The 8,418-nt window shown below is 69.2% G+C and carries 10 protein-coding genes and 1 pseudogene; all 11 read right to left on the minus strand.

Annotated features, from left to right (window positions below; genetic code table 11):
* Nucleotides 1–410, minus strand: a 410-nt coding sequence (locus tag ACRDTL_RS14370) for a type III pantothenate kinase (RefSeq protein ID WP_431507375.1), incomplete at its 3' end; no start/stop codon positions are given.
* Between the two features lie 2 nt (nucleotides 411–412).
* The gene (gene panD / locus ACRDTL_RS14375; RefSeq protein ID WP_431507376.1) at nucleotides 413–829 is read right to left on the minus strand and encodes an aspartate 1-decarboxylase; all 417 of its coding nucleotides are present in this window, start codon (nucleotides 827–829) and stop codon (nucleotides 413–415) included.
* Nucleotides 829–1,752 (minus strand): pantoate--beta-alanine ligase, encoded by a 924-nt coding sequence (panC, locus tag ACRDTL_RS14380; RefSeq protein ID WP_431507377.1) that lies wholly within the window; start codon nucleotides 1,750–1,752, stop codon nucleotides 829–831. Before panC ends, panD begins: the two co-directional genes overlap by 1 nt.
* Nucleotides 1,749–2,654, minus strand: coding sequence for a Rossmann-like and DUF2520 domain-containing protein (locus ACRDTL_RS14385; RefSeq protein WP_431507378.1), 906 nt, complete (start codon nucleotides 2,652–2,654; stop codon nucleotides 1,749–1,751). Before ACRDTL_RS14385 ends, panC begins: the two co-directional genes overlap by 4 nt.
* A gap of 109 nt (nucleotides 2,655–2,763) precedes the next feature.
* On the minus strand, nucleotides 2,764–4,077 hold the full coding sequence (locus ACRDTL_RS14390) for a DUF6779 domain-containing protein (RefSeq protein WP_431507379.1): 1,314 nt from the start codon (nucleotides 4,075–4,077) through the stop codon (nucleotides 2,764–2,766).
* A 98-nt stretch (nucleotides 4,078–4,175) separates the two neighbouring features.
* A complete protein-coding gene (locus ACRDTL_RS14395; RefSeq protein ID WP_431507380.1) occupies nucleotides 4,176–4,652 on the minus strand; it encodes a DUF3180 domain-containing protein in 477 nt (158 codons plus the stop codon).
* The gene (folK, locus tag ACRDTL_RS14400) at nucleotides 4,630–5,181 is read right to left on the minus strand and encodes a 2-amino-4-hydroxy-6-hydroxymethyldihydropteridine diphosphokinase (RefSeq protein ID WP_431507381.1); all 552 of its coding nucleotides are present in this window, start codon (nucleotides 5,179–5,181) and stop codon (nucleotides 4,630–4,632) included. Before folK ends, ACRDTL_RS14395 begins: the two co-directional genes overlap by 23 nt.
* Nucleotides 5,181–5,579, minus strand: a complete 399-nt coding sequence (gene folB / locus ACRDTL_RS14405; RefSeq protein WP_431507382.1) for a dihydroneopterin aldolase — start codon at nucleotides 5,577–5,579, stop codon at nucleotides 5,181–5,183. Before folB ends, folK begins: the two co-directional genes overlap by 1 nt.
* The gene (folP, locus tag ACRDTL_RS14410) at nucleotides 5,572–6,405 is read right to left on the minus strand and encodes a dihydropteroate synthase (protein ID WP_431507383.1); all 834 of its coding nucleotides are present in this window, start codon (nucleotides 6,403–6,405) and stop codon (nucleotides 5,572–5,574) included. The genes folB and folP overlap by 8 nt, the downstream gene beginning before the upstream one ends.
* Nucleotides 6,402–7,010 (minus strand): GTP cyclohydrolase I FolE, encoded by a 609-nt coding sequence (gene folE, locus ACRDTL_RS14415; protein WP_431507384.1) that lies wholly within the window; start codon nucleotides 7,008–7,010, stop codon nucleotides 6,402–6,404. The genes folP and folE overlap by 4 nt, the downstream gene beginning before the upstream one ends.
* Before the next feature lie 16 nt (nucleotides 7,011–7,026).
* Nucleotides 7,027–8,418: pseudogene (locus ACRDTL_RS14420) on the minus strand (ATP-dependent zinc metalloprotease FtsH); the annotation flags it as partial.

Below are 8,418 nucleotides of genomic sequence, written 5' to 3' on the forward strand. Positions count from 1 at the left end.
CAGATCGATGAACCGAAGTCGATGACGATCGCCGCCGTCGCATACTTGTGAAATGCAGCCAGGCAGTTGACGATCCGGTCCGCACCGACTTCCTTCTGGTTGTCGACCAGCAGTGGGATTCCGGTGCGCACGCCCGGTTCGATCAGCACCGACGGGACCGACGGCCAGTACTGGTCCAGCATCACCCGCACTTCGTGCAGCACCGACGGCACCGTGGACAGCGCGGCCGCGCCGGTGAGCCGCTCACCGTCGTCGCCAATCAGACCGTCCAGGGTCAGCGCCAGTTCGTCGGCGGTAACCTCTGCCTCGGTGCGAATCCGCCACTTTTGCACGACACTCGCGTGTTCTCCCGACCCGGAGAGCAGGCCGACAACGGTGTGGGTGTTACGCACGTCGATCGCCAACAGCATGGCTACCCCACACCTCGGGGGGAAATAAGATCGGTCTCGTTCTCCGGCACGAAGGCCGGGTCGTGACCCACGTCGACCTGCCTGTTGTCGGAGTCGACGAACACGATGCGGGGCTGGTAGCTGCGAGCTTCGACGTCCGGCATAGACCCATATGCGATCAGGATCACCAAGTCACCCGGATGCACCAAATGGGCTGCGGCGCCGTTGATTCCAATAACGCCACTACCGCGCTCTCCGGTGATCGCGTAGGTAACCAGCCGGGCGCCGTTGTCGATGTCGACGATGGTCACCTGCTCGCCTTCGAGCAGGTCTGCGGCATCCATCAGATCGGCGTCGATGGTCACTGAGCCCACGTAGTGCAGGTCAGCCTGCGTGACGGTTGCCCGGTGAATCTTCGACTTGAGCATTGTCCGCAACATCAGTTCCTCCAGGGTATTTCGTGATGTCCGAATGGCACCCCGGTATCGGGGCGAACGGTGGTTCTGATTTGTATCGCGATGTTGTCGAGGAGTCTGGTCGTGCCGAGCCGCGCCGCGACCAGCAGTCGGCCGGGGCCATTGGCCGGTGCCGGCCCGAGTGCCGGGTCACGCACCTGCAGATAGTCGACGTCAATCGCGGCCGCCTCCGACAGCACTGCGCGGGCCGCGTCCACGGCGGCGTCTGGACCGGCCGACGCGGCACGCATACCGGCCAACAGCGCCGCTGACAGTGCTCCGGCCAGTTCCCGCTGCGCCGGGTCCAGGTAACGGTTGCGGGAAGACAGTGCCAGCCCATCGGTTTCGCGCACGATCGGCACACCGACCACCTGCACATCGACGTTGAGGTCGGCGACCAGCTGCCGCACCAACACCAGCTGCTGATAGTCCTTCTCGCCGAAGAACACCCGGCCGGGGCGCACGATCTGCAGCAGTTTCAGCACGACGGTAAGCACGCCGGCGAAATGGGTCGGGCGGGCGTGGCCTTCGAACTCGAAACCCAACGGGCCGGGATGCACCGCGGTGCGCGGGCCGTCGGGATACATCGCCGCGACGGTCGGCGTGAAGACCACCTCAACACCTTCGTCGCGCAGCACCGCCAGATCGTCGTCAACGTTGCGGGGGTAGGCGTCGAGGTCCTCGCCGGCACCGAACTGCAGCGGGTTGACGAATATCGACACCACGACCACCGAGCCGGACACCCGCTTGGCGGCACGCACCATGGCCAGGTGCCCGTCGTGCAACGCGCCCATGGTGGGCACCAGCATCACCCGGCGCCCGGTATGGCGCAGCACGCGACTTACGTCGGCGACATCGCGTGGCGCCGAGTACACGTTGAGCTCGCCCGCATTGAATGTGTCGATCACCGCGCCAGCACCTCCACGACGTTGTCGGGGGCGTGGGCGCGCTGGGCGGTCCGCAGCGCGTTCACCCGGTACGCCTCGGCCACCCGCGAGTCGACCGCCGTCAGCGCCGCCAGATGCCCGGCGACCGCGTCCGCGTCACCGCGGGCGACCGGACCGGTGAGCGCCGCCTGCCCGCGTCGCAGGGTGTTCTCCAGCGCCGCGGAGGCCAGCGGTCCGATGATGCGTTCGGCCAGACCGCCGGGTTGGTCGTCGACAAGTTGCTGGCCAAGCAGTTCTTGGCCCGACAGCGCCGCCCGCAGGGCGTCCAGCGCATCGCCGAGCACCGTGACGATGTGGTTGCCGGCATGCGACAACGCGGCGTGATACAGCGTGCGGGCGTCTTCACGGACCCGGAACGGCTCACCACCGATCTCCAACACCAGTGATTGCGCGATCGCGTAGCCGACCTCGTCGGCCGCCGTGATCCCGAAGCAGGTATCGGCCAGGCGGGTGATGTCCTCGTCGGACCCGGTGAATGTCATCGCGGGGTGAATGGCCAGCGGTATGCAGTCACTCAGCGGTGCCAGCACACCGATCCCGTTGGCACCCGACGTGTGCGCGACGATGGTTCCCGGCCGCACCGCCGCGGTGGCGGCCAGGCCGGAAACCAGCCCGGCCAATTCGGCATCCGGCACGGCCAACAGCAGCAACTCAGCGCCGGCGGCAACCTCCGGGACGGCAAATACCGGGGTGTCGGGCAGCCGACGCTCCGCCCGCTGCCGGGATGCCCGGGAGACGCCGCTGCAGGCCACCACGACATGGTCGACGCGCTCCAGCGCAACCCCCAGGGCGGTGCCGACCCGGCCGGCGGCGATGACGCCCACCTTCAGTCGGGCCGGGCGCAGCCCGTCGAACTGCACCATGGGAGTGACCCTCGCAAATTTCTTGGTTCGTTCCAGTCCCGCGATGCGGGTACCGGACGGTCACCAAAACTTTACCGTGCCCACGGCCTTCGCCGCGAGGTGGCTTTGCTCACTCCTCACGGCGTCGCCGTCTACCGCCCCCGGCCGGGCTGGCTTGCAGCCGCGCCAGTAGGTCGGCGACCGACTGGCCGCCGGTGCGCGGCGCATCGGGATCCGCGGATGCATCGGGGCTGCGGTGTCGGGCCACCGGCTGCGGCGGCGGCGCCGCGCCGGGTTCGGCGACATGGCGGGCCTCCGCTCGATGAACAGGCTCGCTGTATTGCCAATCACGTTCGTGTTCGACGGGCCGGCCCGGCGTGGACTCCGCCGGACCGAAATGCCGGCCTCGCCGCTCGACTGGCGGCGGCGCAGCCGCGGTGGGTTCGCTGACCGCATTGTTGCCGGGCGGGCCGGAAACCCAATTGCTGCCGGTTGTCCCGGGCGGCACCCACTGCCCCTCAGCGCCGACCGGCTGCCAATCGGAGGCCGGTGCCTGACGCTGGGGCTCGTCGGGCGTCGCCCACGTTGGCCGCTGGGGCTCCGGCGGCGGTGGTGACGCCTCGTACTGACGTCGCGCGTCCTGCTGGGGCGCGGGTTCAAACCGCTCCGGCGGCGTCCAACCCACCCGCGACGGCTGCTGGTCTTGTGGAGCACGGCCGGTTCGGTCGGCTCGCTGCCAATGCGAACCGGTGTGAGCCTGAGCGGCCTCGTACGTCTCGGCGCTGCGAAACGCCTCCGGGCCCTGGTAGGCGTAGCCGCCCGGCCGTGCAGGCGGCACCAGCGGTTCCTCGGGCACATCGATGATCGAGGTGTCTTCGGTCCGTCCGGCGGCGTCCTCCGCCCGCACCGAGGTGACCCGATTGACCCGATCACGCCAGCTCTCGTCCTCCCGTTCCCAGTCGCTGTAGCCGCGCACGGCCCCGCGTTCAGACTCCAACGCGGGCCGCTGGTCGAGGTCGGCGTCGAACAGAAGCTCCAAGCTGTTGCGCAACGCGGCCAGTTCGGCCCGCAGCGCCGCCACTTCATCGGCCGCCTGGGCACGCAGTTCGGACGCCAGCTCGCGGCGCAGCTGCGATTCAACGGTCAGTTCGTACTCGCGGCGGGCCGAGATTTCGCGATCCAGCTGCAAGTCGTAAACCAGTTTCAGGTCGCGCGCCCGCGCCTGGTCCACGTCGCTTTGCCGGCGATAGATCACCGACACGAATGCGGCGACGACGGCGGCCCACAACGCCAGGATCACCGCGAGTTTGAGGAGCTCCGCCCGGTTGGTGAAAACCAGTGCGGAACTGGCGGCGATGGCCAGCACCAGCAACGCCGTCAATAGCAGCCAACCCGGCCTGCGGCCGCTGCGCCGGACCCGGTCGCCGCGGGACAGAACGGTCATGGCCTGACTGTACCGGGCAGTGGTCATTACGCGTGTCGCCGCACTCCGGCGATTCTCACCCGGACCGGTCGCCCGGCCGCCGCCCTGACCGCTGCTGGCTAACTTTCGGCGCCCTCGCCGTGTTCGGTCGTATCCGGAGGCGACTTGCAGCAATGCTCCAGCCACAGCGCTGCGACCACCAGAGCCAACGCGCTGACGGCCGCGATCGCCGTGCCGGCGGTGTCCTCGCCGGCGACCCGAAGCCACGACCGACGCGGCAGTAGGTACACCAGCACCCCGACCCACCACCCCAGCACCAGCGCGCCGACCCAGGCCGACGCCTTGGCGACCACCAGGCTGCGGGCCACCGCGAGCGGATGCAGCCAGCCGGGTCCATCGCCGATCTCGCCGCCGTTGACTTTGGTCCGCACATTGCGGCCCCACATCGCCTCCGCGACGGCGACTCCGAGCAGCGACAGACCCGTGGCCACCGTGATCGGCGGAAACCACCGGTACAACTGGACGACCAGCAGGTATCCGACCACCGCGGCACCGATCACGGCGACCGTCAGGTCACGTTTGCGGGTCGGCCTCATCGGCTTCCCGACGTGGGTGGTTGAGCACCAAATCGGTCATGCGGACACCGGCGCGGTCAGCCGGATCCAGCTCGGCCAGCAGCGTGGCGACGGGTCGCCGGCCTGCTGCCACCGTCAGTTGCGCGTCCGGGTCGATGGCCAGCCACGGCACCATCACGAAAGCCCGCACATGGGCCAGCGGGTGCGGCAGCGTCAGACCGTCGTCCCGGGAAAACAGTTCGGTGCCGTCGTCATAGCAGGCGATCAGGTCCACGTCGAGGGTGCGCGGGCCCCAGCGCTGGCCCCGCAACCGGTTGGCCGCCTGCTCCATTTCCTGCGCGCAGCGCAACCAGCCGTGGCCATCGAGCGTCGGGGCGTCGGCGATCAGCACCGCGTTGAGGAACGGCCCCTGTTCCACGCCGCCCCAGGGCGCCGTCTCGCAGACCGGCGAGATGGCCTGCACCGCGTCGCCGAGCCGGTCGGGCACCGACTGCAGCCGGGCCAGCCGGTCACCGAGGTTGGACCCGATCGACAGCACCACGCGGGTCATCAGGGCGCTCCGGCCGGGATCACCGAACCGCGGCCACCGCGCCGCGACCGCCGCGCCACCACCGCGACATCGGCGATCCTCTGGCGGATCGGCGCCTGCGGTTTGTGCACCCTCACCTCGACGGCGTGCACCCGATCGTCATTCATCACGTCCTCGGCGATCTCTCCTGCGACGGTTTCGATCAGGTTGCGGGCCGGCCCGGCGACGATATCGGCCGCCCGCTGGGCCAGCACGCTGTAGTCGTAGGTGTCCACCAGATCGTCGCTGGCGGCGGCGTCGACCAGGTCGATCCACACGGTGATATCGACGACAAAGTCCTGACCGTCGGCGCGCTCCTGGTCGAAGACGCCGTGTCGGCCACGAACCGTTAAGCCGCGCAACTCGATTCGGTCAGCCATTGGGCTCGCCTTCACTCCAAGCCGACACTACTTTCAGCGCGTCGACCGAGGCCCGCACGTCGTGGACCCGCACTCCCCACGCCCCGTGCAGCGCGGCCAGGGCGGAAACCACCGCGGTGGCCGTCTCGCGGCCGTCCGGCGGTCGCACCGCACCGTCGGGGCCGGCCAGCAACGTGCCGAGAAACCGTTTGCGGGACGCTCCCACCAGTACCGGGACCCCGGTCGCGACCAGCTCCGGCAGGGCGCGCAGCAACGCCCAATTGTGTTGTCCGGTCTTGGCGAATCCCAGGCCGGGGTCGATGATCAGCTTCGCCGGATCGACGCCGGCGCGCACCGCGTCGTCGACGCTGGCGAGCAGTTCGGTACGTACTTCGTTCACCACATCACGATATTGCGGCACGCGGTGCGGACGGTCGGCCGACACCGATCGCCAGTGCATCAATACCCACGGCACACCGGCTTCGGCCAGCAGCGGCGCCATCGACGGATCGGCGCGCCCACCGGACACGTCGTTGACTACTTGGGCGCCGCTGTCCAGCGCTGCCCGCGCCACACCCGCGTGCATGGTGTCAATACTGACCGTAATATCCTCTGCTGCAAGTGCTTTGACAACGGGAACCACGCGCGCGATTTCGATGCGTGGCTCGACGCGGACCGCACCGGGTCGGGTCGATTCACCGCCGACGTCGATGATCGCCGCGCCCTCGGCCGCTAGGGCCAGGCCGTGCTCGACGGCCCGGTCGGCGTCCAGGTAGCGTCCGCCATCCGAGAACGAGTCGTCGGTGACGTTCACCACCCCGATGACCCGGACGCGCGTCGTACTCACCTGCGCAAGATGAGTTCGAGCGCCTCGGCCCGAGATGCCTGGTTGGACTTGAACAGGCCCCGCACCGCCGACGTGGTCGTGACTGCGCCGGGCTTGCGGACGCCCCGCATCGCCATGCACAGGTGCTCGGCCTCGATCACGACAATGACGCCGCGCGGATCGAGTTTGCGCATCAGCGCATTGGCGATCTGAGCGGTGAGTCGTTCCTGCACTTGCGGCCGCCTGGCGTACAGGTCGACCAGCCGGGCGATCTTCGACAGACCGGTCACCCGGCCGTCGTCCCCGGGAATGTAGCCGACATGGGCGACCCCGTGAAACGACACCAGGTGGTGCTCGCAGATCGAGTACAGCGGGATCTCCTTGATCATCACCAACTCGTCGTGCTGCTCGTCGAAGGTGGTGTTCAGCACGGCGTCCGGGTCGGTGTAGAGCCCGGCGAACATCTCCCGGTAGGCGCGGGCGACCCGCGCCGGGGTGTCCTCGAGGCCGTGGCGATCCGGATCCTCGCCGATCGCGGAGAGTAGCTCACGGACCGCGGCCTCGACGCGCGCCTGGTCGAACACCGGAGTGCGCAGGGTGGCCGGGCGGAAATTCGGCTGCACCATCGACGTCTCCGTTGTCTCAGCCGTGCGCGGGTGGGTCGGACCGCCCGGAGTCCCCGGCCTGCTGGTCGGGCGACGAGCCGGGCTCCGGTGCTGGTCTACCGGGCGGCGGATATGGCGGATACGGCGGATACGGCTGACCGTGCGGGCCCGCATAGCGATGCTGCGGTGGCGGCGGCCAATGCGCCGGCGGTGGTGCCGGCGCAGGCGGCGGATACCAGTGGCCCGGCTGCTGTGGTGGCGGTGGCCATCCCGGGGCGTGCCACCCGGCCGGTGCGCCGTAATCGGGTTGAGTCGGGCCGGCTGGAACCGGCTCCCCCTGGCCGTGCGAGCCGTTGGCACCGTTGGTGCCCCGATCGCCCTCCGCCTCTGCAGCCTCGGCGGTCGCCTGGGCGATCGCGGCCTTGAACGCGGGTTCGGGTGCGGGTTTGGGCCACGGCTCGCCGCGCTCGATCGCCAACTCGCCCGGAGTTTTGATCGGAGGTTTGTCCGACGGGATGCGGCCTCCGAAGTCGTCGAACATGGTCAGCCGCGGCCGCTTTTCGACATCGGCGAATATCGCCGCCAGCTCGGCACGGTGCAGGGTCTCCCTCTCCAGCAGCTCGCCGGCCAGGGTGTCGAGCACGTCGCGGTATTCGGTGAGGATCTCCCAGGCCTCGGTGTGTGCGGCCTCGATGAGCTTGCGGACCTCCTCGTCGATTTCGCGGGCCACCTCGTGCGAGTAGTCCGGCTGGGTGCCCATCGTGCGGCCCAGGAACGGGTCGCCGTGTTCGGTCCCGTATTTGACCGCACCGAGCTTGGCGCTCATGCCGAATTCGGTGACCATCGCGCGGGCGACCTGGGTGGCCTTCTCGATATCGGACACCGCGCCCGTCGTCGGCTCACGGAACACCAGCTCTTCGGCGGCGCGCCCGCCCATCGCGAAGACCAGCTGCGCGAGCATCTCCGAACGGGTGTGCAGCCCCTTGTCCTCCTCCGGCACCGCCACCGCGTGCCCACCGGTGCGCCCCCGGGCCAGGATGGTGACCTTGTAGACCGGGTCGATGTCCGGCATCGCCCACGCCGCCAGCGTGTGCCCGCCCTCGTGGTAGGCGGTGATCTTCTTTTCAAGTTCGCTGATGATCCGCCCCTTGCGGCGCGGTCCGCCGATCACCCGGTCCACCGCCTCGTCAAGGGCAGCGCCGGTGATGATGGTGCCGTTCTCGCGCGCGGTCAGCAGCGCCGCCTCGTTGATCACGTTGGCCAGGTCGGCGCCCGACATCCCGACCGTGCGCTTGGCCAGCCCGTCCAGGCCGGCGTCCGGGGCCTTCGGTTTGCCCTTCGAATGCACGTGCAGGATCGCCTTGCGGCCGTTGATGTCCGGATTCGTCACCGGAATCTGGCGGTCGAAGCGGCCGGGCCGCAGCAGCGC

It is taken from the genome of Mycobacterium sp. (assembly GCF_050700595.1).
Classification (GTDB): Bacteria; Actinomycetota; Actinomycetes; order Mycobacteriales; family Mycobacteriaceae; genus Mycobacterium.